This is a genomic window from Pseudomonas violetae, from assembly GCF_023072615.1.
Taxonomy (GTDB): Bacteria; Pseudomonadota; Gammaproteobacteria; order Pseudomonadales; family Pseudomonadaceae; genus Aquipseudomonas; species Aquipseudomonas violetae.
The window spans coordinates 1-22,363 of sequence record NZ_JAKNRW010000007.1 but is presented as its reverse complement, the minus strand read 5'-3'; the positions used below and the strand labels follow the sequence as shown (position 1 = coordinate 22,363).

Sequence of the window (22,363 nt, the reverse complement as noted above, 5' to 3'; positions counted from 1 at the left end):
CAGCTAAAACTTAATCTGTAATAGCATCTTTATGACACTTTACGTAAACATCAATCAACCTTGAATGCACACTCATTCAAACTGGCAGAACAGAAATTATCCTTCCAGGCTGAACCGGCCGGTTTTGCCTCGATAGGAAAGCGCTGGGTCAGCCTGACTCCGGCCTTGCCTTCGCCTTCATAATCACAAGCGACAAAATAGACTGGATTACCGTTATCCGTCGTTTGCCTGATGGCAGCCGAGGTGAATTTCACCTTGTTCAGATAGGACTCGGTCGCGCCGGGATTTTCACCCTTCCATCCGCCACGGATAGAGTTGGCGGCATAGGTGAAACCGCGTTGTGGGGTGATCGACTGAGCCATGATATTACCGACCGCAGGGCACTCGTCTTCGGCTGCTCGGGCAGTGCCGGCCAGGGCAAACAGACTTAATAGTCCAGCCGCAAACATTTTACTTACTGCTGCAACAGACAGAGAGTAACACTTCATAATCAATTACATCCATAAAATTAATTTGAAGTTAAATATTGAATTCGCAACACCACGTTGTCCACCACCACTTCCGCCAGCATGTTTAGTAGTTGTTACTGACATAAACTTACAGAAAAAAATCAAAACAAACAGCAGGCAAAAAAAATGCCCGGGGCCAAGGACACGGGCATTTGCAGACAATAAACGCAGGCTGGCAATGTTATGCCAGCTGCGCTATCACGCTAGTGAATCAGTTCACCTTCGCGTTCAACTCGCCTTTCAGATAACGCTGATACATCCCTTCCAGGGAGATCGGCTTGATCTTCGAAGCATTGCCGGCAGTGCCGAACGCTTCGTAGCGAGCGATGCACACGTCGCGCATGGCAGTGACGGTGGCGCCGAAGAACTTGCGTGGGTCGAATTCGCTTGGGTTAGTAGCCATCAGGCGACGCATCGCACCGGTGGACGCCAGGCGCAGGTCGGTGTCGATGTTGACCTTGCGCACGCCGTGCTTGATCCCTTCGACGATTTCTTCAACCGGTACGCCGTAGGTTTCTTTAATGTCACCGCCGTACTGGTTGATGATCGCCAGCCAGTCCTGAGGCACCGAAGACGAACCATGCATGACCAGGTGAGTGTTCGGGATGCGTTTGTGGATCTCTTTGATTCGGTCGATCGCCAGCACGTCACCGGTAGGCGGCTTGGTGAACTTGTAAGCGCCGTGGCTGGTGCCGATGGCGATCGCGAGGGCGTCGACCTGAGTGCGCTTGACGAAGTCAGCAGCCTCTTCCGGGTCGGTCAGCATCTGGCTGTGATCCAGAATGCCTTCGGCGCCGATGCCGTCTTCTTCACCGGCCATGCCGGTTTCCAGGGAGCCCAGGCAACCCAGCTCGCCTTCAACCGAAACGCCGCAGGCGTGAGCCATTGCAACGGTTTGCTGGGTGACACGAATGTTGTAGTCGTAGTCAGTCGGGGTCTTGCCGTCTTCGCCGAGGGAGCCGTCCATCATCACCGAGCTGAAGCCCAGCTGGATCGAGCGCTGGCAGACATCAGGGCTGGTGCCGTGGTCCTGGTGCATGCACACCGGGATGTGCGGGAATTCTTCGATAGCCGCCAGGATCAGGTGACGCAGGAACGGCGCACCGGCGTATTTGCGAGCACCGGCCGAAGCCTGGACGATCACCGGGGAGTCAGTCTTGTCAGCGGCTTCCATGATGGCGCGCATCTGCTCAAGGTTGTTAACGTTGAAGGCTGGAACGCCGTAGCCGAACTCGGCTGCGTGGTCCAACATCTGGCGCATGCTGATAAGTGCCATTGTGTGTGTCTCTCCCGGTTTGGGTCGTTAATCGTGCCAGCCTGCCGTAGCGGCGGCGGCTATTCAAGTTATTGCAGATCAGGGGTTGGCCCTTCCTGCTAATTCGGTGGTGCATCGGCCCCCTGTAGGAGCGAGCTTGCTCGCGAAGATGGCCCAGACCGCGCGGGCATTCAGGCACCCAGCGTTATCGTTAACGACCATCGCGAGCAAGCTCGCTCCTACAGATGGCAACCGCGGCCAATCAAATCATTGGTGGCGACCCAGTACACCAGGCCTTCCTCACCTTTCATGTGAAACGCCAGCATGTCGTTGCTGTACAGCGCACCCGAGGCGCCCTGTTCCTGCTTCAGGCGATAGACCTGATCGGCCCCGCCGAGGCGCACATCCACCGCCTCACGGCTGGCATCGGTATAGCGCCACAGCACCTTGGCCTGGCTGTCACAGGTCCAGCTCGTCCAGCTGTCAGTCGGTTCGGCAGGCGTGAACAGGTTGAAATTCGAGCAACCTGCCAGCAGTGCCATTGCCGTAACGGCGATAAAACCTTTCATCCATGTTCCTCGACTGGCGGCACACGCCGCCAGCGCTGGGTAAAGAGTCAGACCCGTCAAGGACAACCATGTTCCTTGGCCGGGGTTCGGGACTCATATTTTTCCAGGCCATCAGGCCCCGAACGCTTGTTAATCACCGGGTTGGTTTCGGCCTGCCAGTCAGCCTGGTAACAGCCTTTGTCCAACTCAGACGGTGCCGGCTCCGGCTTGGCTTGGGGATTGCTCCCGCAGGCGGCCAGCGAACCCGCGACGACCAATAGCGCTAAAATCTTGACCATGTGAACACTCCCTTTCCTGGTCAACGGTGCGGACCTCAGGCCTTGGCCCGGCTTTCCAGGACTTCAACCGCCGGGAGCACCTTGCCCTCAACGAACTCGAGGAACGCTCCGCCGCCGGTAGAAATGTACGAGATCTGGTCGGCAACGCCATATTTATCGATGGCGGCCAGGGTATCGCCGCCGCCAGCAATGGAGAACGCCGAGCTTTCGGCGATGGCTTGGGCAAGGACCTTGGTGCCATTACCAAACTGGTCGAATTCGAACACGCCTACCGGACCGTTCCACAGGATGGTCTTGGAGGATTTCAGCAGCTCGGCGAAATTCGCTGCGGTCTGAGGGCCAATGTCCAGAATCATGTCATCGGCAGCCACGTCGGCGATCAGCTTGACAGTAGCTGTTGCGCTCTCGGCGAACTCCTTGGCAACCACCACGTCCACCGGCAGCGGCACGCTAACCTTGGCGGCGATTTTGCGAGCGGTGTCCAGCAGGTCAGGCTCGTACAGGGATTTGCCAACCGGGTGGCCGGCTGCGGCCAGGAAGGTGTTGGCAATGCCGCCGCCGACGATCAACTGGTTGCAGATCTGGCTCAGGCTGTTCAGTACGTCGAGTTTGGTCGAGACCTTCGAGCCGGCAACGATCGCGGCCATTGGCTGGGCTGGCGAACCCAGGGCTTTGCCCAGTGCGTCCAGTTCAGCAGCCAGAAGCGGACCTGCAGCAGCGACTTTGGCGAACTTGGCCACGCCGTGGGTCGAACCCTCGGCACGGTGAGCGGTGCCGAAGGCGTCCATCACGAACACGTCGCACAGGGCGGCGTATTGCTGGGCCAGTTCATCAGCGTTCTTTTTCTCGCCCTTGTTGAAGCGCACGTTTTCGAACAGCACGATGTCGCCGGCCTTGACGTCGACGCCACCCAGATAATCAGCTACCAGAGGCACATCGCGGCCCAGGGCCTTGCTCAGGTAATCGGCGACTGGCTTGAGGCTGTTCTCCGCCGAGAACTCGCCTTCGGTTGGACGGCCAAGGTGCGAGCAGACCATCACGGCTGCACCTTTTTCCAGGGCCAGCTTGATGGTCGGCAGCGAGGCCAGGATTCGCGCATCGCTGGTGACAACACCGTCCTTGACTGGGACGTTGAGGTCTTCGCGAATCAGTACGCGCTTACCTTGCAGATCGAGGTCGGTCATCTTCAACACGGTCATGGGTCGCATTTCCTGAGTTACGGCTTTTGAGAAGCAGAGAGTGGAGAAGCTGCTTGCAGATAGTGCTCTGCAACGTCCAGCATTCGGTTGGCAAAACCCCATTCGTTGTCGAACCAGGCCAGGATGTTCACCAGCTTGGGACCGGAAACCCTAGTCTGACTGGCATCGACGATGGCCGAATGTGGGTCGTGGTTGAAATCACAGCTTGCGTGGGGGAGCTCGGTGTAGGCCAGCAGACCCTTGAGCGGGCCGCTGGTGGCCGCCTCGCGCAGGATCCGGTTGATCTCGGTGGCATCGGTTGCAGTGGCGGTCTGCATCGTGATGTCGAGGCAGGACACGTTAACCGTCGGCACCCGCACGGCTTTGGCCTGAATTCGGCCGGCAAGTTCCGGCAACAGGCGCTCGATGCCACGCGCCAGACCAGTGGACACCGGAATCACCGACTGAAACGCCGAACGGGTGCGGCGCAGGTCTTCGTGGTGATAGGCGTCAATCACGGGCTGATCGTTCATCGCCGAGTGGATCGTGGTGATCGACACGTAATCCAGGCCGATGGCCTTATCCAGCAGGCGCAACAGCGGCACGCCGCAGTTGGTGGTGCAGGACGCGTTGGACACCAGCAACTCGGCGCCGGTCAGGCAATCCTGGTTCACGCCAAAGACGATGGTGGCGTCAACGTCGGCCTCGCTGGCCATCGGCTGGGAAAACAGCACCCGCGGCGCGCCAGCATTGAGGAAGCGCTGACCATCCTCGCGAGTGTGGTAGGCACCGGAGCATTCAAGCACCAAATCGACGTCCAGTGACGCCCAATCGATGCCTTCGGGTGTGGCACTGCGCAGGATCTTCACGCAGTTGCCATTAATATGCAGACAATCGCCGTCGACTTTCACTTCGCCGGGAAAACGCCCGTGCGTGGAGTCGAAGCGTGTCAGGTATTCGATGCTGGCCATGTCGGCCAGATCGTTGATCGCGACAATCTCAAACCCGGCCTTGTCGCCTCGCTCGAACAACGCACGCAAGACGCAACGACCAATCCGGCCGTAGCCGTTGAGTGCAACTTTGTAAGGACGCGGTTGGGGCATGGGGTTCTCGATTACTGTGGTGAATCCTTCGTTGCAGCGTTGCCTGATCGACCGCTATCGCGGGCAAGCCCGCACCCACAGGACCGATGGAGATCCTTGTGGGAGCGAGCTTGCCCGCGATGGCATCAGAACAGGCAATACATCACCTGCACTTAGTCTTCCAGCAGCTCTTCAGCCTGACCCAGGATGTTTTCCAGGGTGAAGCCGAACTCTTCGAATAAGGCAGGCGCAGGCGCCGACTCGCCGTAGGTGGTCATGCCAATGACGCGGCCTTCCAGGCCCACGTACTTGTACCAGTAGTCCGCGTGCGCGGCTTCGATGGCGATACGGGCGCTGACCTGCAACGGCAGAACAGATTGCTTGTAGTCGGCGTCCTGGGCATCGAACACGCTGGTGCAAGGCATCGAAACCACACGCACATTGCGACCTTGCGCAGTCAGCTTGTCGTAAGCCTGAACAGCCAGGCCCACTTCGGAACCGGTGGAGATCAGGATCAGCTCAGGCTCGCCTACACAGTCCTTCAACACGTAACCGCCACGGGCGATGTCGGCGATCTGGCCGGCATCGCGATCCTGGTGCTGCAGGTTCTGACGCGAGAAGATCAGCGCCGAAGGGCCGTCCTTGCGCTCGATCGCCAGCTTCCAGCAAACCGCCGATTCAACGGCATCCGCTGGACGCCAGGTGTCGAGGTTCGGCGTGCTGCGCAGGCTGGTCAGTTGCTCGATTGGCTGGTGAGTCGGGCCATCTTCGCCCAGGCCAATGGAGTCGTGGGTGTAGACGAACACCACGCGTTTCTTCATCAGCGACGCCATGCGCACTGCGTTGCGTGCGTATTCCATGAACATCAGGAAGGTCGCGCCGTAAGGCACCAGGCCGCCGTGCAGGGCGACGCCGTTCATGATCGCGCTCATGCCGAACTCGCGAACGCCGTAGTACATGTAGTTGCCGCTGGCGTCTTCAGCCGTGACACCTTTGCAACCTTTCCACAGGGTCAGGTTGGAACCGGCCAGGTCAGCGGAGCCGCCCAGCAGTTCAGGCAACAGCGGACCATAGGCATTCAGGGCGTTCTGACTGGCCTTACGGCTGGCGATGGTCTCGCCCTTGGCCGCGACTTCAGCAATGTAAGCCGAGGCTTTTTCGGCGAAGTCGGCTGGCAATTCACCGCTCAAGCGACGAACCAGTTCGTTGGCCAGGTCTGGGAAGGCAGCGGAATAGGCAGCAAAGCGCTGATCCCACTCGGCTTCAGCCGCAAGGCCTGCTTCCTTGGCATCCCACTCGGCGTAGATATCAGCCGGGATGTCGAACGGACCGTGGTTCCAGTTCAGCGCGGTGCGGGTCAGAGCGATTTCCGCGTCGCCCAGCGGGGCGCCGTGGCAATCTTCTTTACCCTGCTTGTTCGGCGAACCGAAGCCGATGGTGGTCTTGCAGCAGATCAGCGTCGGCTGGTCGCTTTTGCGGGCAGTCTCGATGGCCGTCTTGATTTCTTCAGGGTCGTGACCGTCGACATTGCGGATCACCTGCCAGTTGTAGGCTTCGAAACGCTTTGGCGTGTCGTCGGTGAACCAGCCTTCGACTTCGCCGTCGATGGAAATACCGTTGTCATCGTAAAAGGCGATCAGCTTACCCAGGCCCAAAGTACCGGCCAAGGAGCCGACTTCGTGGGAAATGCCCTCCATCATGCAGCCATCACCCAGGAAAACGTAGGTGTGATGATCAACGACATTGTGGCCCGGACGGTTGAATTGCGCCGCCATGACTTTTTCTGCCAAGGCAAAACCAACGGCATTGGCCAGGCCTTGGCCTAGAGGACCGGTGGTGGTTTCAACGCCCGGGGTGTAGCCGAATTCCGGGTGGCCCGGGGTGCGGCTGTGCAGTTGGCGGAAGTTTTTCAGGTCATCGATCGACAGGTCGTAGCCGGTCAGGTGCAGCAGCGAGTAGATCAACATCGAGCCATGGCCGTTGGACAGCACGAAGCGGTCACGGTCAGCGAACGATGGATTGCTCGGGTTGTGCTTCAGGTAGTCACGCCAAAGTACTTCGGCGATATCCGCCATACCCATAGGGGCACCGGGATGGCCGCTGTTGGCTTTTTGCACGGCATCCATGCTGAGGGCACGAATGGCGTTGGCACGCTCACGACGGCTGGGCATCGCTGTTCTCCTGCGGATATTGAATCGAGAGTGAATAAAACGAATCGGAAAAAAGGCGAGCATTTTCCCTCACCGACCGGCCTCGGGGCAATGACAGATAGTCATATGAGGACGTTTTTCCCACGACAGGCGGCGGTTTCGCTTGGTGAAACCTTTCCGCTGTACGTTTGTAGAGTAAAGCAGTCGGCGGGAAGTGCCATCTATCGAGCAATATCAAAACTTTTTGATATTGCTCTTGCGGTGTTTTCGACCCGTGACTAGACTGCCGGCCTTATGAATCTACGCGTGCCCTCCATTCAACATGACGACTGCGACGAGCTGGCGGCCCTTTGCAAGGCCGGCGGCGATCCTTTGCGTCTGAATGTGTTGCGCGTGCTGACCAACGATTCGTTTGGCGTACTGGAACTGGCGCAGATCTTCGGCATGGGCCAATCGGGCATGAGTCACCACCTGAAGGTGCTGGCCCAGGCCGAACTGGTGGCGACCCGCCGTGAAGGCAATGCGATTTTCTATCGTCGCGCCCTGCCCCACACCGACCTGCTGGGCGGCAAGCTGCACGCGGCCCTGCTCGAAGAGGTGGATAACCTGACCCTGCCTGCCGACGTGCAGTCGCGGATCGGCCAGGTCCATGGGCAACGTGCGGCCGCCAGCCAGGACTTTTTCTCACGGGTAGCGGAAAAGTTTCGCGCCCAGCAAGACCTGATTGCCGGCTTGCCGCAGTACCGCGACAGTGTAGTAGCACTGCTCGACAAGCTGGGTTTCGGCGAGAGTGCCACGGCTATCGAAGTCGGCCCCGGTGACGGCGCCTTCCTCCCAGAGCTGGCGCGCCGCTTCATGCACGTCACGGCACTGGACAACAGCCCGGCCATGCTCGAACTGGCGCGCCAGGTGTGTGAACGGGAAGCCTTGGGCAACGTCAGCCTGCAGCTCGCCGATGCGTTGAACGGCGTCAGCCTCACGGCTGATTGCGTGGTATTGAACATGGTGCTGCATCATTTTGCCGCGCCGGCTGATGCACTCAGGCATATGGCCGTTTTGCTGAAACCAGGCGGTAGCCTGTTAGTGACAGAGTTATGTAGCCACAACCAGAGTTGGGCCAAGGAGGCCTGCGGTGATCTCTGGTTGGGGTTTGAACAGGACGATTTGGCCCGTTGGGCCACCGCTGCGGGACTCGTTCCCGGGGAAAGCCTCTATGTAGGCTTACGTAATGGTTTCCAGATTCAGGTCCGCCACTTTCAGCGGCCGGCTGGCGACACTCACCATCGGTAAATTCAGGAAAACATCGAGATGAGCGAATACTCCCTCTTCACCTCCGAGTCCGTGTCTGAAGGGCATCCGGACAAAATCGCCGACCAGATTTCTGATGCGGTGCTGGACGCAATCATTGCTGAAGACAAGTTCGCCCGCGTGGCGTGCGAGACGCTGGTGAAAACGGGCGTGGCAATCATCGCCGGCGAAGTCACCACTTCGGCCTGGGTTGACCTGGAGCAGATCGTTCGTGATGTGATCACCGACATCGGCTACACCAGCTCCGATGTTGGTTTCGACGGTGCGACCTGCGGCGTGATGAACATCATCGGCAAGCAGTCCCCTGACATCAACCAGGGTGTCGACCGTGCCAAGCCTGAAGATCAGGGCGCCGGCGACCAAGGCCTGATGTTCGGCTATGCCAGCAACGAGACCGACGTGCTGATGCCTGCACCGATCACCTTCTCTCACCAGTTGGTACAGCGTCAGGCTGAAGCCCGTAAATCCGGCCTGCTGCCGTGGCTGCGCCCGGACGCCAAGTCCCAGGTCACCTGCCGTTATGAAAACGGCAAAGTGGTGGGCATCGACGCCGTAGTCCTGTCGACCCAGCACAACCCTGAAGTGTCGTACAAAGACCTGCGCGAAGGCGTGATGGAGCTGATCGTCAAGCACGTGCTGCCTGCCGAACTGCTGCACAAAGACACCCAGTTTCACATCAATCCGACTGGCCAGTTCATCATCGGCGGCCCGGTTGGCGACTGCGGCCTGACCGGTCGCAAGATCATCGTCGACACCTACGGCGGCATGGCGCGTCACGGTGGCGGTGCGTTCTCCGGTAAAGACCCATCGAAGGTTGACCGTTCGGCAGCCTACGCCGGTCGTTACGTGGCGAAGAACATCGTCGCTGCCGGCCTGGCCGAGCGTTGCGAGATTCAGGTTTCCTACGCAATCGGTGTGGCCCAGCCTACGTCGATCTCGTTGAACACCTTCGGCACCGGCAAGATCAGCGATGAGAAAATCATCAACCTGGTGCGTGAAGTGTTCGACCTGCGTCCTTACGCCATCACCACCATGCTCGACCTGCTGCACCCGATGTACCAGGAAACAGCAGCTTACGGCCACTTTGGCCGCACGTCGGAAACCAAGACCGTGGGCGACGACACCTTCACCACGTTCACCTGGGAAAAAACCGACCGCGCCGACACCTTGCGTTCTGCTGCTGGCTTGTAAGACCTCCCCGGCGGTACCCAAAGCCCTGCACGGTTCGCCGTGCGGGGCTTTTTGTTAGCTGCACCGCACTAGCAACACGCTGAATAAATACCACCGCCCTTGATAGCCAAAACTGACTAGCCTTCAACCACCTCCACTGAGCAAGGACGCTCACGATGCGCTTGTTGATCGCTGTTCTACTAACCTTCCTTTCCCTCGCCACCCTCGCCGCCCAATGCCCCGACTGGCCGCCCCTACGAGCCCAGGACGAAATCAACGCCCGGCAGAAACAGATCGACCTGTGGGACGACAGCTATCATCGCCAAGGCCGATCCATGGTCGCCGACGAACTTTACGATCAGGCCCGCGCACAACTGACCACCTGGCAGCAATGCTTCACGCTGGGCGTTTCGGCAGATCCGCTGCGCACCGCAGGCGGCTCGATTCCCCACCCTATCCCGCACACCGGCCTGGCAAAACTCAGTGATGGTGCCGCTGTCGAGGACTGGCTCAAAGGTCGTAGCGAAGTCTGGGTTCAGCCCAAGGTCGATGGCGTGGCAGTGAGTCTGGTGTATGAACAGGGTGTACTGGTGCAAGCGATCAGTCGCGGCAACGGTGTGCAGGGCAAGGACTGGACCGCATCGGCGCGGCAGATTGCCGGTATCCCGCAGCAGCTTTCGCAACCCCGAGACTTGGTGGTTCAGGGTGAACTCTATTGGCGCCTGGACGGCCATGTCCAAGCCAATGCCGGCAGTCTCAACGCTAGAGGGAACGTCGCCGGGCTGATGGCACGCAAACAACTGAGCGCAGAGGACGCCGCAGGGATCGGCCTGTTTGTGTGGGAATGGCCGGAAGGCCCGGTCAATCTCATCGCTCGTATCGCCGCCCTGGACGCACTGGGATTCGACAGTACCGCGCCCTTCAGCTACCCGGTCGTAGCGTTTGCCGAAGTGGAGCGTTGGCGGGAGCACTGGTATCGCTCGCCCCTGCCTTTCGCCAGCGATGGCATCGTCCTGCGGCAGAACCAACGTCCTCCCGCCGATCGTTGGCGAGCCAAGGCCCCTTACTGGATCGTGGCCTGGAAATACCCCTTCGCCCAGGCCCTGGCCGAAGTCCGCAAGGTCCATTTCAATATCGGGCGCACTGGCAGGATCACCCCGGTTCTGGAGGTATCGCCGATCTGGCTGGATGATCGCCAGGTCAAGCGTGTCAGCGTCAGTTCCCTGCCGCGCTGGCAGGCGCTGGATATCCGCCCTGGGGACCAGGTCTCCATCAGTCTGGCCGGCCTGACCATTCCCAGGCTGGACGGCGTCGTGCTGCGAAGCGTCGAGCGAGTGCCATTGGAGGCGCCAAACGCTGCGGACTTTCATCAACTCAGCTGCTGGCAGCCCACTGCGGGATGCACCAGCCAGTTTCTCGCGCGCCTGACCTGGCTCAGTGGCAAACAAGGCTTGGACATGCCCCAGGTCGGACCTGGAACCTGGGAGAAACTTCTGGAAACAGGCCGACTGAATGGACTGTTGGATTGGTTGACCCTCGATGCTCAAGAGCTTGCTAACATTAACGGTTTAGGCGAGCGCAGCACGGCTCAGCTGTTAAACAGCTTCAACAGCGCGCGACAACGTCCCTTCGTGCGCTGGCTCAATGCCTTGGGCATGCCGCCAATCGGTCAGGCACAGCTTGCCGATTCATGGCGGGAACTGGCGCAACGTGAAACTGAACAATGGCAGGCCCAAGCCGGCATAGGCCCGGGCCGCGCGGCGCAATTGAGCGCTTTTTTCCGCGACCCGCAGGTCCTGGCCTTGAGCGAAACATTACGTATGGCGGGAGTTGACGGTTTTTAGCGGCCGGCAATACCGTGCATACGGGAACCCATAGGTGCCGATCCGGCTCAAACAGCCCATCGTCACACCGACACGATTGCCTATGCACATGGAGCTTTTATGAAATTTCTTTCTCCGCTCGCCCTGCTGACTCTTTGCAGCGTCATGGCCGCTCCACTGATGGCCGCTGAAGAGGCTCCAGGCCTGACCGGTTGCGCTGCCAAGAAACAAGGCATCATCAACCAGATCGAACTGGCCAAGTCCCACGGCAACGCTGATCAGCAGGCTGGCCTGGAAAAAGCCCTGAGCGAAGTCACCACTCACTGCACCGACGCTTCGCTGCAGAAAGAACGGGAAAACAAGGTTCTCGACGCCAAGCATGAAGTCAGCAAGCGCCAGGCAGACCTCGACAAGGCCATGAAAAAAGGCGACCCGGAGAAGATCAACAAACGCAAAGATAAGCTCGCCGAGTCCCGCAAGGAATTGCAGGAAGCACTGGATGAGCTGGATAAGTAAAAGCGAAAAATGAACAAGGATTTCGGTTGACCTCATTGACGTCATCGCGAGCAGGTCGAATCGTCACTCCCACAGCAGGCATGCGGCCAATGCGGGAGAGAGCCTGCTCGCGATTCGTCAGTCAGAGCGCCGCAAATCAATGGTCCCGAAATTCTTTATGGCACGCACTGCAGGCATCTTCGACTTTCTGCACCGCCGGCCCCAGGTTGCTGGCTTTGTAGGGTTGAACCTTGCTGGCAGCCACCAGCTCACCGGTGGCGGCTTCAAGCGTGCGAGCCATTTCCTGGAAGCGTGCCTGCTTCTGCCAGACATCATCCTTGGCACTGGTGTGATCTTCTTCGCGCACCTGCGGGAAATGCTTCCACGGTTCATGGGACAACGCATCAAGCTTTACGGCACCGTCTGCGAACTTCGCGCCATCGAACGGAATGCGGCCTCGCAACATGCCACCCAGGTCTTCGCCGGTCTTGAGCATCTGCTTGAAGATCGCCTTGCGCTGGCCCAACGGCGAATTCGGGTCGACGCCGCCACAAGCAGTCAACGTCAGGCAGGCCAGCAATACAACGGAAAGTCTTTTAAGAGTCATGGTGGCTTCAGGTTACGGGAACGGCGGCCAGTATCCTCGCGTCATCGGTAAAGACCAATAGCCCTATTATCAATACGGGTTGTTCGAGCGCATGGAGCACTCAGGCAACCAGCAAAGGAATTACTCCATGATCAGCTGCATCAAGGCATGGCGCCCTCGCCTGTCCTGGACTCTCCCGATGGTCGCCATGCTCGCCGGCTGCACCGGGGGCGAGAACACCCCACCCAAAACCCACGCGCTGGCGACTTACTCCAACGCCACGTGGGAATCGTTGCCGAAGGTATCCGACAATGACCTGATCGCCGGTTTCGGTTCGTGGCGCAGCGCCTGTAACCGACTCAAGGCCGACGCGGTCTGGGGTGCGACCTGCGCGGCCTCCACCAATGTCCCGGCGACCGCTAACGCAATCCGCGGGTTTCTCAAGCAACATCTGGACGTCTACGGCTTACGCGCCGCCAATGACAACCCCAACGGCCTGATCACCGGTTACTACGAACCGGTCTACCCTGGCAGCCTGACCCAGACCGAAGTGGCGAATATTCCGGTGTATGGCGTACCGGAGGACATGATCATTGTCTCGCTGGACAGCATCTATCCGGAACTCAAGGGCAAACGCCTGCGCGGAAGACTCGAAGGTCGCGTGCTCAAACCCTACGACGATGCCGCAACCATCGAAACCAAAGGGGTGAAGGCGCCCGTCGTAGCCTGGCTGACCGACCCGATGAATCTGCAATTTCTGCAGATCCAGGGCTCGGGTCGCATCCAGATCGATGACGGTCGTCAGTTGCGCATTGCTTACGCCGATCAGAACGGCCACCCCTATCGACCGATTGGTCGCTGGCTGGTGGAACAGGGCGAGCTGAAAAAAGAAGACGTGACGATGGGCGCCATCAGTGATTGGGCCAAGGCCAATCCGGCACGTATTCCTGAACTGCTTGGCAGCAACCCCAGCTACGTGTTTTTCACCCGCAACCCGGACAGCAACGAAGGCCCTCGCGGTTCGCTCAACGTGCCGCTGACCGCCGGCTACAGCGCGGCGGTTGATCGCAAGGTGATTCCGCTGGGCAGCTTGTTATGGCTCTCCACCACCCGACCTGACGGTACGGCGCTGGTTCGACCGGTGGCGGCGCAGGACACTGGCGGCGCGATTGCCGGCGAAGTCCGCGCAGACCTGTTCTGGGGCACCGGCGAAGCAGCCGGGCAGTTGGCCGGGGATATGAAACAGCAGGGTCAGATCTGGATGTTATGGCCCAAGGGTGCGGCGTTGCCGCAGGTTCCTCAGGTAGCAGATAAACCTTGAAGCGCTAAAAGATCGCAGCCCCGTTGCACTCGACAGCTCCTACAAGTCCTTTCGGGGCCGCGATCTCTTGACCTTAAACCGACACCACAAACAAACTGATAATCAGGCCCATCCCCACAAACCACACCAGCGACCGTAAGATCGCCCAGTCCGCCAGATAGCAGATGATGTAGAGCAAGCGGCTGGTAATGAACAACACCGACAGCACATTGATCGTCACCAGCTCCGCATTGCCGGCCAGGTGTGCGACGATCACCGCCGCCGCAAACGCCGGGGCCACTTCGAAGCTGTTCAGTTGCGCCGCATGGGCGCGTCGACCAAACCCATTCAACGATTCAAGAAAGTCCCGAGGGTCGTGGTTGTCTTTCAACCTGTACCCACCACTGATCTTGGCCACGCCAACACAGAGGTAAGGCAGGAATATCGCGATCAAGATGCACCACAGAGCAACCGTCATAAAGCAGTCCCTTTAAAGTTCCAGAATTGTTATCAGCGTTAAAACTTCATCACCAGCATGCCGACCAGTACCAGCCCACAGGCTAAGAGCCGTGATCTGCCGAAAGGTTCTTTCAGGTAGCGCATGCCGAACAGCACCACCAGGATCACGCTGATCTCACGCAGCGCCGCCGCTTCCGCAATCGAGCCCAGCTGCATGGCCCACAGCACGAGAGCGTAGCTGAACAACACGCAGAATCCGACGGCCAATCCCAGCGGCCATTGTTCGCGCCAGAACAGCATGAACGCCGTTCGCGTGCGCACCAGCGCCAGCAATGGAAAAGGCCAGGCGCTGATCAGCGTCACCCACACCAGGTAATCCAGTGGATGCGACCAGCGCCGCAACGCCTGCCCATCAATGAAGGTGTAGCAGCCGATACACAGGCCGATCAACAACACCACCGGCAACATTGACCAGGGCAAACGCTCCCCACCTCCACCCTGCCACAACAGGCACAGCATGCCGAGCGGGATCAGCAAAATGCCGAAGATCTGCTGGTGGGTCAGGACCTCGCCAGCGAAGATCAGCGTCAGCGCCAGCACCACCAGCGGCGACAATCCACGCATCAGCGGATACACCAGCCCGAGGTCACCGACCCTGTACGCCTGAATCAACAGATAACGATAAAGCAACTCGAAGGCCGCCGACGCAAGAATCCACGGCCAGATCTCCCGCGGCGGCCACTCCACGAAGGGCAACATGACGGCCACGAATAACAGGGCCACACTGTCCATGCAGGCGACCACCAGCAGCCGTTCCGCGCTGAATTTGATCAGGGTATTCCACGCTGCATGCAACAGCGCCGCTACTAACACCAAAGCCGTGGGTAGCACGGCATGCTCCTTTTGTATTCCCGCCCCCCTGTAGCAAGCGCGCTCCTACAGCATGAGAATGATCGATTCGCCATATATCAGCCGCTGTTTATACTGCAAGCGAGCACGCCGCACTCAGTTGCGGACAGACTAACTCCAATAATTTTTGCCTGCGACCCGCTCTGCTCCAGAACGGTTGCTGGCATGCGTCAAGCAGGTCACCCGCGATGAGCCTGCGCCAGCGGCACAGTCCGGTCATCACGGATTACTGCTTGAACTTTTGCGGATCAGGCCGTTGATCCGCATCCTGCTTGGGTGGCCCGCTTTCGCTGCGAATCTGCGCATGGCTCAGCAGCGCAAAAATGAAGCTGCCACCTATGATGTTCCCCGCCAGCGTCGGCCCGGCAAACACCAGCCAGAAATCACTCCACGACAACTCGCCGGCAAACACCAGGTACGACACTTCAGCCGAGCCGACTACGATGTGGGTAAATTCCCCAAGCGCCATCAGGTAGGTGATGAGGATGATGATCCACATTTTGGCGCTTTCCATGGAGGGGATCATCCAGACCATGGTGGCAATCATCCACCCGGAGACAATGCCCTTGGCAAACATCTTGCTCGCGTCGTTCTCCATCACCTTGCGTCCGATATCGAGAAAGGCCATGTCGGTCTTGGTATCGAAAATAGGCAGGTGCAGCATCACGTAGGCCACCAGCAAGGTACCGCACAGATTGCCCACCAGCACCACCGTCCACAGGCGGATCAGCCGCCCGAAATTGCTCAGGGTCGGTTTGGTCATGATTGGCAGCACTGCGGTCAGGGTGTTTTCGGTAAAGAGTTGCTGACGGGCAAGGATCACCGCGAGGAAACCGGCGCAGTAGCCAAAGCTGGAGATCACCTTGAACGCGTCTGCGTCCGGCAGACGAGAGTTGAGCAACCCCATGGCCATCAGGGACAAACCCATGGTCAGGCCGGCAGCCAGGGCGGACCACCAGAGTGCGGCGACGCTACGTTCCAGCTCCTGATCACCCTGGCTGCGGATGATTTCATGCAGCACCGCTGCGCGCGGCGGCTGGCTATTGTCGACGTCGTGCTTTTCCTGGGCCGAAAGGTTCGGGGTCTTGCCGTCTTTTTGCGTGTCCATAGTGCTCCAGAACCAGTGGCGTGAGTGTAGGTACGACAGATGCGGTTTGGAGCTGTTCAATGTCCAGGAACACGAAGCAATACATTGTGGCGAGGGCGCTTGCTCCCGCTGGGCTGCTAAGCGGCCCCAAAACCGGTCACCTTAGTTATTCAGGCAGACCCCATCACTCGATTTACGACTGCTGCGCAGCCGAACGGGAGCAAGCTCCCCCGCCACAGATGGTTTGTTTACTCGCTGGCTTCGTCATCCTTGAATTGGTCTTTGACGTACAGGATTTCGGTCCGACCGTGCGCCGCTGGCAGGCCGTCTTCGCCGAGGTTGACGAACACCATTTTCTCCACCGTCAGGATGCTCTTGCGAGTGATCTTGTTACGCACTTCGCAGGTAAGCGTGATAGAGGTGCGGCCGAACTCGGTGGCGGTGATGCCCAGCTCGATGATGTCGCCCTGGCGCGAGGCACTGACAAAGTTGATTTCGGAAATGTACTTGGTGACCACTCGCTGGTTGCCCAACTGGACAATGGCGTAGATCGCCGCTTCTTCGTCGATCCAGCGCAACAGACTGCCACCGAACAGGGTGCCGTTGGGGTTAAGGTCTTCGGGTTTTACCCATTTGCGGGTGTGGAAATTCATATTCACTCCTGAGCGTCTTGCCGAATGATGGACACCATCATGGCAGAGCCCGGACTAGAGCTCTATTCACCTTCGACTATGGCATCGATTACCGTTCAGACATTGACCTGCAGAAAGGCTTTGGAAGATCAGCATAGCCCGCTATAATCGCCACCGTTTCAAAACGGTAAAGATCAGTTGCTACCGTTTTCCCGCCACCTGTCCGAGGGGCGCTGCAGCAGGTTCAACCTGTCAGGCTCGGATGGGGCGTTGCCTGGTCCCAGCGGCCGGACACTAAACGCACAACGGCGCCCATTCGCATACATTACGAATGGAGGCTCTTCATGAGCGCTGTTATCACGCCTGCAGATTTTACCGATTACAAAGTCGCCGACATGTCCCTGGCTGCCTGGGGCCGTCGCGAAACCATCATCGCCGAATCGGAAATGCCAGCCCTGATGGGTCTGCGCCGCAAGTACGCCGCCGAGCAACCGCTCAAGGGCGCGAAGATTCTCGGCTGCATCCACATGACCATCCAGACTGCCGTGCTGATCGAAACCCTGGTTGCCCTGGGTGCCGAAGTGCGCTGGTCGTCCTGCAACATCTTCTCGACTCAGGATCAGGCCGCTGCTGCTATCGCCGCTGCCGGCATCGCGGTTTACGCCTGGAAAGGCGAGACTGAAGAAGAGTACGAGTGGTGCCTTGAGCAAACCATCCTGAAAGATGGCAAGCCTTGGGATGCCAACATGATCCTCGACGATGGCGGCGACCTGACCGAACTGCTGCACAAAAAATACCCGGCGATCCTGGACCGCGTCCATGGCGTCACCGAAGAAACCACCACCGGCGTTCACCGCCTGCTGGACATGCTGGCCAAGGGCGAACTGAAAATCCCGGCCATCAACGTCAACGACTCGGTGACCAAGAGCAAGAACGACAACAAGTACGGCTGCCGTCACAGCCTGAACGATGCGATCAAGCGTGGTACCGACCACCTGCTGTCCGGCAAGCAAGCATTGGTCATCGGCTACGGTGACGTGGGTAAGGGTTCGGCCCAGTCCCTGCGCCAGGAAGGCATGATCGTCAAGGTTTCCGAAGTTGATCCGATCTGCGCCATGCAAGCCTGCATGGATGGTTTCGAACTGGTTTCGCCATTCATCGACGGGATCAACAACGGTACTGCAGAGAGCATCGACAAGGCACTGCTGGGCAAGATCGACCTGATCGTGACCACCACCGGCAACGTCAATGTTTGCGACTCGAACATGCTTAAGGCCCTGAAGAAGCGCGCAGTTGTCTGCAACATCGGCCACTTCGACAACGAGATCGACACCGCTTTCATGCGCAAAAGCTGGGCATGGGAAGAAGTGAAGCCACAGGTGCACAAGATCCACCGCACCGGCCCTGGTGCATTCGATGCCCAGAACGATGACTATCTGATCCTGCTGGCTGAAGGCCGTCTGGTTAACCTGGGCAACGCCACTGGTCACCCAAGCCGCATCATGGACGGTTCATTCGCCAACCAGGTTCTGGCGCAGATCTTCCTGTTCGGCCAGAAGTACGCCGACCTGTCGCCAGCCCAGAAAGCCGAGCGCCTGACCGTTGAAGTACTGCCGAAGAAACTCGACGAAGAAGTGGCCCTGGAAATGGTTCGCGGCTTCGGTGGCGTTGTGACTCAACTGACCAAGCAGCAGGCTGACTACATCGGCGTGACTGTTGAAGGTCCGTTCAAGCCGCACGCTTACCGCTACTGATTCACCGCAGGCTTGCTGGCGACCACTAAGTGCCTTGGGCACCGCGTCGCCTGCTCTCCTGTAGGAGCGAGCTTGCTCGCGATGGACGTTAACGATAACGCGTGCTCCCTGGATGAACGCGTTGCTCTTACGCTTTTCGCGAGCAGGCTCGCTCCTACAGGGTGCCAGCCTCCGCCATCGTGTTTCCAAGGATATGACCATGTCCCAAGACCGTCGCTACAGCTTCGAGTTCTTCCCGACGAAGACCGATGCTGGGCATGAAAAGCTACTCGCCACTGCCCGCCAGCTGGCTACGTACAACCCTGATTTTTTCTCCTGCACCTACGGCGCGGGCGGTTCGACCCGTGATCGTACGATCAACACCGTGTTACAGCTCGAAAGCGAAGTCAAAGTCCCCGCTGCCCCGCACCTATCCTGCGTAGGCGACAGTAAGGACGATTTGCGCGGCCTGCTGACTCAATACAAAGCGGCCGGCATTACCCGTATCGTCGCGTTGCGCGGCGACCTGCCCTCGGGCATGGGCATGGCCAGCGGCGAATTGCGTCACGCCAATGACCTGGTGGAATTCATTCGTGAGGAAACCGGCGATCATTTCCACATTGAAGTCGCCGCTTACCCGGAAATGCATCCGCAAGCGCGTAATTTTGAAGACGATCTCTCCAACTTCGTGCGCAAGGCCAATGCTGGCGCCGATAGCGCGATCACCCAGTACTTCTTCAACGCCGACAGCTATTTCTACTTCGTCGAGCGCGTGCGGGCACTGGGCGTGAATATCCCGATCGTGCCAGGCATCATGCCGATCACCAACTACAGCAAGCTGGCACGCTTTTCCGATGCCTGCGGCGCGGAAATTCCGCGCTGGATTCGCAAGCAGCTGGAAGCCTACGGCGACGACACCCAGAGCATTCAGAGCTTCGGTGAGCACGTCATCACCGAGATGTGCGAACGGCTTCTGCAGGGTGGCGCACCAGGGTTGCACTTCTATACGCTAAACCAGGCTGAGCCGAGTCTGGCGGTGTGGAATAATTTGAAGTTGCCGCGTTAAACAAAAAGCAAAATCGAAACAAAAGGCAGGATCAAAAAATCGCAGCCTTCGGTGGCTCCTACGCACCTGTGGGCGCCGCCGAAAGCTGCGATCTTTTTTTAAATGCCCTTTTTTTGTGCAGCAATCCACGGAGATAGAGCTTCTCCGTCCTGTTTCTGGCTCTTTGCGGTTTCTCGTCGTAATCTCAGGCCATGCCTTTGATCTCACAGATACTGACGGTGATTCTATTCACTTGCCTGAGCTTTACCGCTCGGGGCGAGAAACTGCGCATTGTCACCGAGCCCTGGGCACCTTACGTCTACGAAGAGAACGGCAAGGCGCTGGGCCTGGACTATGAAACCACCGCCATCGTCTTCAAGCGCCTGGGCATTGAAGTGCAGTGGCAGTTCCTGCCCTGGAAGCGTTGCCTGTCGATGCTCGAACAAGGTCAGGCAGATGGTGCGCTGGATATCTTTCACAGTGACGAGCGCGACGCCACCCTGCTCTATCCCAGCGAACCCCTGTCGCAAGTACAGTTCGTGATGTTCTACGCCAATGACCGCCCCCACCCGTTCCAATCCCTGGAAGCCCTGCGCGGCCTGACCATCGGCACCTCGCCGGGCTACCTGTACAACACCGATTTCAGCGAATCGACGCTGTTTACCCGGGAGCCCGCACCCAGTCATGAAGCCAACTTCGGGAAATTGCTGCGCGGGCGCATCGACCTGCTGATCACTGATCGAAGAGTCGGTCAGCACCTCCTCGATGAATTGGGCATTCGCGACAAGATCACCGAAAATCCACTTATCATCAGCGAACAAAACCAATACCTCGCTGTGCGCCGCAATGCAGGCATGGATTTGCTGGTGCAGCGGTTCGGCGCCGAGCTCAAGCGCTTCAAGCGCGAGCCTGCCTATGCCGAACTGAGTGCCCGGTACGGCGCGGGACCGGCCGTCGAAGTGCCCGCAAGCAGCGTGACTACCGCGCACGGGAAAACCGTTGAGCAGCAGGAAAGCGGCGCGCGGTGATTGCTCTGTTATACTCCGGCCTTCCCGCCAGGCTCACGCCCGGACGCTCGGACTTGTTCAAGGCATCTCGACCCCGCTACAGCGCAGCTTTTCAGCCCGCGCGAGCGCTCCAGACGAGCTTTTCATACCCAGCAGGACCGGACGGGATTGCGTTCTTCTTAAACGCCATTCGCGCCAGGCAAGACTCCCATTGGGCCAAGCCCTAACTAAAACAGGATTACTCATGTCCTTTGCTTCCCTCGGTCTCTCCGAGGCTTTAGTCCGTGCCATCGAGGCGGCGGGCTATACCGAGCCTACTCCGGTGCAACAGCGGGCCATTCCCGCCGTGTTGCAAGGTCGCGACCTCATGGTCGCGGCACAGACAGGTACTGGTAAAACCGGCGGCTTCGCCCTTCCGATTCTGGAGCGGTTATTCCCTAATGGTCACCCGGACAAATCCCAGCGCCACGGCCCGCGCCAACCGCGCGTACTGGTCCTGACCCCTACTCGCGAACTCGCGGCCCAGGTCCATGAGAGCTTTAAGGTCTATGCCCGTGACCTGAAGTTCGTCAGCGCCTGCATTTTCGGTGGCGTTGGCATGAACCCACAGGTTCAGGCCATGTCCCGTGGCGTTGACGTGCTGGTAGCCTGCCCCGGCCGCCTGCTCGACCTCGCCGGCCAAGGCAGCGTCGATCTGTCCCACGTGGAAATCCTCGTGTTGGACGAAGCCGACCGCATGCTCGACATGGGCTTCGTGCATGACGTGAAGAAGGTCCTGGCACGCCTGCCAAGCAAACGCCAGAACCTGCTGTTCTCGGCGACGTTCTCCAAGGACATCACCGATCTCGCCGGCAAGCTGCTGCACAACCCGGAACGTATCGAAGTCACTCCGCCGAACACCACGGTCGAGCGCATTGAGCAACGCGTATTCCGTCTGCCGGCCAACCACAAGCGTTCGCTGCTGGCGCACCTGATCACCGCTGGCGCCTGGGAACAGGTCCTGGTGTTCACCCGCACCAAACACGGCGCCAACCGCCTGGCCGAGTACCTGGACAAGCATGGTCTTACCGCCGTCGCGATCCACGGCAACAAGAGCCAGAACGCCCGCACCAAAGCCCTGGCCGACTTCAAGGCCGGTGAAGTGCGCATCCTGGTTGCCACCGACATCGCCGCTCGCGGCCTCGACATCGACCAGTTGCCACACGTGGTCAACTTCGAACTGCCGAACGTCGACGAAGACTACGTGCACCGTATCGGCCGTACTGGCCGTGCCGGTCGTTCGGGCGAGGCGATCTCGCTGGTTGCACCGGATGAAGAAAAGCTGCTGAAAAGCATCGAGCGCATGACCAAGCAGAAAATCGCCGACGGCGACCTGATGGGCTTTGACTCCAGCGCTGTAGAAGCCGAGAAACCTGAAGTTCGCGAGCGTCCGGATGTGCGTAACCCGCGCAACCCACGTGGCCCGCGCGGTGACGGTCCGAATGGCAGCGGCGGTGGCGGCGGTCGTAAAGACAAGGGCAAGGACAAGGGCGGCAAGGAAAAACCTGCAGCCACTGGCCGTGGCGATCGTCCGGCACGTGAGCACAAGCCACGTGAAGGCACGCCCGCTCGCGAGCAACAGCGCCCGGCACCCCGTGCTTCTGCTGATCGCGCACCGGACGAGTTCCTGGACGACGACATCGATAACTTCGGCAATCGCGTCGACTACGTGCCTCAAGCCAAACCGGCTCAGGGCCGTGGCCGCCGCCCAGGTGCTCCGGCACAGGGTGCGGCAGCCGGCGCAGGTGC

General features: G+C 59.2%; 21 protein-coding genes and 1 riboswitch. Of the genes, 9 read left to right on the top strand and 12 right to left on the bottom strand.

The genetic code is table 11. The features are described 5' to 3' along the window. Positions 1-50: 50 nt before the first annotated feature. The 7 genes from L9059_RS11560 to tkt form a co-directional block, all read right to left on the bottom strand. Positions 51-449 carry a hypothetical protein gene (locus L9059_RS11560; protein ID WP_247290971.1) on the bottom strand — a complete coding sequence of 133 codons (399 nt, stop codon included), beginning with the start codon at positions 447-449 and terminating at the stop codon, positions 51-53. Between the two features lie 271 nt (positions 450-720). After that, entirely contained in the window at positions 721-1,785 is a 1,065-nt protein-coding gene (gene fba / locus L9059_RS11555; RefSeq protein ID WP_247290969.1) for a class II fructose-bisphosphate aldolase, read from the bottom strand. A 218-nt stretch (positions 1,786-2,003) separates the two neighbouring features. Next, positions 2,004-2,333, bottom strand: coding sequence for an MliC family protein (locus tag L9059_RS11550; RefSeq protein WP_247290967.1), 330 nt, complete (start codon positions 2,331-2,333; stop codon positions 2,004-2,006). 56 nt (positions 2,334-2,389) lie between these two features. Then, entirely contained in the window at positions 2,390-2,611 is a 222-nt protein-coding gene (locus tag L9059_RS11545; RefSeq protein WP_247290964.1) for a hypothetical protein, read from the bottom strand. 35 nt (positions 2,612-2,646) lie between these two features. Next, complete coding sequence (locus tag L9059_RS11540) at positions 2,647-3,810, bottom strand: phosphoglycerate kinase (RefSeq protein ID WP_247290962.1); 1,164 nt, start codon at positions 3,808-3,810, stop codon at positions 2,647-2,649. Between the two features lie 17 nt (positions 3,811-3,827). Continuing rightward, entirely contained in the window at positions 3,828-4,892 is a 1,065-nt protein-coding gene (gene epd / locus L9059_RS11535) for an erythrose-4-phosphate dehydrogenase (RefSeq protein WP_247290960.1), read from the bottom strand. A 152-nt stretch (positions 4,893-5,044) separates the two neighbouring features. Continuing rightward, positions 5,045-7,042 carry a transketolase gene (tkt, locus tag L9059_RS11530; RefSeq protein WP_247290958.1) on the bottom strand — a complete coding sequence of 666 codons (1,998 nt, stop codon included), beginning with the start codon at positions 7,040-7,042 and terminating at the stop codon, positions 5,045-5,047. Between the two features lie 273 nt (positions 7,043-7,315). On the opposite strand from tkt, the gene L9059_RS11525 reads away from it, so the two are divergent. From L9059_RS11525 to L9059_RS11510, 4 genes are all read left to right on the top strand, one after another. Beyond that, positions 7,316-8,311, top strand: a complete 996-nt coding sequence (locus L9059_RS11525; protein WP_247290956.1) for an ArsR/SmtB family transcription factor — start codon at positions 7,316-7,318, stop codon at positions 8,309-8,311. Positions 8,312-8,329: 18 nt separating this feature from the next. Then, a complete protein-coding gene (gene metK / locus L9059_RS11520; RefSeq protein WP_247290954.1) occupies positions 8,330-9,520 on the top strand; it encodes a methionine adenosyltransferase in 1,191 nt (396 codons plus the stop codon). Positions 9,521-9,675: 155 nt separating this feature from the next. After that, a complete protein-coding gene (gene ligB, locus L9059_RS11515; RefSeq protein ID WP_247290952.1) occupies positions 9,676-11,343 on the top strand; it encodes an NAD-dependent DNA ligase LigB in 1,668 nt (555 codons plus the stop codon). Between the two features lie 99 nt (positions 11,344-11,442). Next, the gene (locus tag L9059_RS11510; protein ID WP_045059859.1) at positions 11,443-11,838 is read left to right on the top strand and encodes a DUF1090 domain-containing protein; all 396 of its coding nucleotides are present in this window, start codon (positions 11,443-11,445) and stop codon (positions 11,836-11,838) included. A 136-nt stretch (positions 11,839-11,974) separates the two neighbouring features. Here the strand turns inward: L9059_RS11510 and L9059_RS11505 are convergent, their stop codons facing one another. Continuing rightward, entirely contained in the window at positions 11,975-12,424 is a 450-nt protein-coding gene (locus tag L9059_RS11505; protein ID WP_247290951.1) for a c-type cytochrome, read from the bottom strand. A 127-nt stretch (positions 12,425-12,551) separates the two neighbouring features. Between L9059_RS11505 and mltA the strand changes: the two genes are divergently transcribed. Beyond that, entirely contained in the window at positions 12,552-13,724 is a 1,173-nt protein-coding gene (gene mltA / locus L9059_RS11500) for a murein transglycosylase A (protein ID WP_247290950.1), read from the top strand. 73 nt (positions 13,725-13,797) lie between these two features. On the opposite strand, the gene L9059_RS11495 is transcribed toward mltA, so the two are convergent. From L9059_RS11495 to L9059_RS11480, 4 genes are all read right to left on the bottom strand, one after another. Then, entirely contained in the window at positions 13,798-14,181 is a 384-nt protein-coding gene (locus L9059_RS11495; RefSeq protein WP_247290949.1) for an MAPEG family protein, read from the bottom strand. 38 nt (positions 14,182-14,219) lie between these two features. Continuing rightward, complete coding sequence (locus tag L9059_RS11490) at positions 14,220-15,053, bottom strand: EamA family transporter (RefSeq protein WP_247290948.1); 834 nt, start codon at positions 15,051-15,053, stop codon at positions 14,220-14,222. Positions 15,054-15,297: 244 nt separating this feature from the next. Continuing rightward, positions 15,298-16,179 (bottom strand): formate/nitrite transporter family protein, encoded by an 882-nt coding sequence (locus L9059_RS11485; protein ID WP_247290947.1) that lies wholly within the window; start codon positions 16,177-16,179, stop codon positions 15,298-15,300. Between the two features lie 227 nt (positions 16,180-16,406). Next, positions 16,407-16,811: an acyl-CoA thioesterase gene (locus L9059_RS11480; RefSeq protein WP_282615434.1), complete on the bottom strand. Its 405-nt coding sequence runs from the start codon at positions 16,809-16,811 to the stop codon at positions 16,407-16,409. A 198-nt stretch (positions 16,812-17,009) separates the two neighbouring features. Beyond that, a riboswitch (S-adenosyl-L-homocysteine riboswitch) is annotated at positions 17,010-17,111 on the top strand. Between the two features lie 23 nt (positions 17,112-17,134). Between L9059_RS11480 and ahcY the strand changes: the two genes are divergently transcribed. From ahcY to rhlE2, 4 genes are all read left to right on the top strand, one after another. Next, a complete protein-coding gene (gene ahcY, locus L9059_RS11475; RefSeq protein WP_247290946.1) occupies positions 17,135-18,544 on the top strand; it encodes an adenosylhomocysteinase in 1,410 nt (469 codons plus the stop codon). A 199-nt stretch (positions 18,545-18,743) separates the two neighbouring features. After that, on the top strand, positions 18,744-19,589 hold the full coding sequence (gene metF / locus L9059_RS11470; RefSeq protein WP_247290945.1) for a methylenetetrahydrofolate reductase [NAD(P)H]: 846 nt from the start codon (positions 18,744-18,746) through the stop codon (positions 19,587-19,589). A 191-nt stretch (positions 19,590-19,780) separates the two neighbouring features. Then, the gene (locus tag L9059_RS11465) at positions 19,781-20,596 is read left to right on the top strand and encodes a substrate-binding periplasmic protein (RefSeq protein ID WP_247290944.1); all 816 of its coding nucleotides are present in this window, start codon (positions 19,781-19,783) and stop codon (positions 20,594-20,596) included. Positions 20,597-20,819: 223 nt separating this feature from the next. Beyond that, a partial coding sequence (gene rhlE2, locus L9059_RS11460; RefSeq protein WP_247290943.1) for an RNA helicase RhlE2 occupies positions 20,820-22,363 on the top strand: 1,544 nt, incomplete at its 3' end.

What these genes read in the sequence shown, in the direction of transcription:
- L9059_RS11480 (WP_282615434.1), bottom strand. Translation starts at nt 16,811, where the DNA reads ATGAATTTCCACACCCGCAAATGGGTAAAACCCGAAGACCTTAACCCC.
- L9059_RS11540 (WP_247290962.1), bottom strand. Translation starts at nt 3,810, where the DNA reads ATGACCGTGTTGAAGATGACCGACCTCGATCTGCAAGGTAAGCGCGTA.
- L9059_RS11545 (WP_247290964.1), bottom strand. Translation starts at nt 2,611, where the DNA reads ATGGTCAAGATTTTAGCGCTATTGGTCGTCGCGGGTTCGCTGGCCGCC.
- ligB (WP_247290952.1), top strand. Translation starts at nt 9,676, where the DNA reads ATGCGCTTGTTGATCGCTGTTCTACTAACCTTCCTTTCCCTCGCCACC.
- metK (WP_247290954.1), top strand. Translation starts at nt 8,330, where the DNA reads ATGAGCGAATACTCCCTCTTCACCTCCGAGTCCGTGTCTGAAGGGCAT.
- mltA (WP_247290950.1), top strand. Translation starts at nt 12,552, where the DNA reads ATGATCAGCTGCATCAAGGCATGGCGCCCTCGCCTGTCCTGGACTCTC.
- fba (WP_247290969.1), bottom strand. Translation starts at nt 1,785, where the DNA reads ATGGCACTTATCAGCATGCGCCAGATGTTGGACCACGCAGCCGAGTTC.
- L9059_RS11495 (WP_247290949.1), bottom strand. Translation starts at nt 14,181, where the DNA reads ATGACGGTTGCTCTGTGGTGCATCTTGATCGCGATATTCCTGCCTTAC.
- epd (WP_247290960.1), bottom strand. Translation starts at nt 4,892, where the DNA reads ATGCCCCAACCGCGTCCTTACAAAGTTGCACTCAACGGCTACGGCCGG.
- L9059_RS11465 (WP_247290944.1), top strand. Translation starts at nt 19,781, where the DNA reads ATGCCTTTGATCTCACAGATACTGACGGTGATTCTATTCACTTGCCTG.
- L9059_RS11485 (WP_247290947.1), bottom strand. Translation starts at nt 16,179, where the DNA reads ATGGACACGCAAAAAGACGGCAAGACCCCGAACCTTTCGGCCCAGGAA.
- metF (WP_247290945.1), top strand. Translation starts at nt 18,744, where the DNA reads ATGTCCCAAGACCGTCGCTACAGCTTCGAGTTCTTCCCGACGAAGACC.
- L9059_RS11505 (WP_247290951.1), bottom strand. Translation starts at nt 12,424, where the DNA reads ATGACTCTTAAAAGACTTTCCGTTGTATTGCTGGCCTGCCTGACGTTG.
- L9059_RS11560 (WP_247290971.1), bottom strand. Translation starts at nt 449, where the DNA reads ATGTTTGCGGCTGGACTATTAAGTCTGTTTGCCCTGGCCGGCACTGCC.
- ahcY (WP_247290946.1), top strand. Translation starts at nt 17,135, where the DNA reads ATGAGCGCTGTTATCACGCCTGCAGATTTTACCGATTACAAAGTCGCC.
- L9059_RS11550 (WP_247290967.1), bottom strand. Translation starts at nt 2,333, where the DNA reads ATGAAAGGTTTTATCGCCGTTACGGCAATGGCACTGCTGGCAGGTTGC.
- tkt (WP_247290958.1), bottom strand. Translation starts at nt 7,042, where the DNA reads ATGCCCAGCCGTCGTGAGCGTGCCAACGCCATTCGTGCCCTCAGCATG.
- L9059_RS11510 (WP_045059859.1), top strand. Translation starts at nt 11,443, where the DNA reads ATGAAATTTCTTTCTCCGCTCGCCCTGCTGACTCTTTGCAGCGTCATG.
- L9059_RS11525 (WP_247290956.1), top strand. Translation starts at nt 7,316, where the DNA reads ATGAATCTACGCGTGCCCTCCATTCAACATGACGACTGCGACGAGCTG.